This window comes from Marinactinospora endophytica (genome assembly GCF_054780875.1).
Window position 1 is genome coordinate 1 of record NZ_BAAGVM010000050.1, and the last position, 517, is coordinate 517.

At 62.3% G+C, this 517-nt stretch carries 1 pseudogene; it reads right to left on the reverse strand.

Annotated features, from left to right (window positions below):
• Nucleotides 1–517: pseudogene (locus ACYVHU_RS26735) on the reverse strand (hypothetical protein); the annotation flags it as partial.

Here is a 517-nt window from a genome sequence, read left to right on the forward strand (position 1 = left end):
CCCATAAAAGACCGTCCATGGCGATAGCGCGGACAGCCTCAGTCATGGCGTTGACGTCGGTCTCGTCGTCCCAAGGCTTAACATCCAAGGTAACGGTGGTCTTGGCAATGGGCTTGGGCTTAGCGGCCTTCTTCGCGTTGTATTCGGCAAGACGTTGAGCCTTGAGCTTCTCGGCTTCCTCGATGCGCTGGATGTAGGCGGCCAGCTGCTTCCTGTCGGCCCACGCGGTGCCGTAGATGCGCTGCAGCTGCTCGTTCTTCGAGTCGCCGCGCCAGTACGCGCCGGAGATGCGGGTGAGCTTGAACGCCTTGAGGAAGCGCGTGTTCGGCACGTGCGGACCGCGGCACATGTCGACGTATTCCTGATGGTGGTACAGGCCCATCTGGGTGACGTCGTCGTCCATGTCCGCGATCAGGCGCAGCTTGTAGTCCTCGCCGCGGGCCTTGAACGTCTCGATCACCTCGGCGCGCGGGGTCATCTTCTTGACCACGTCGTACTCGGTGCCGATCAGCTCGGC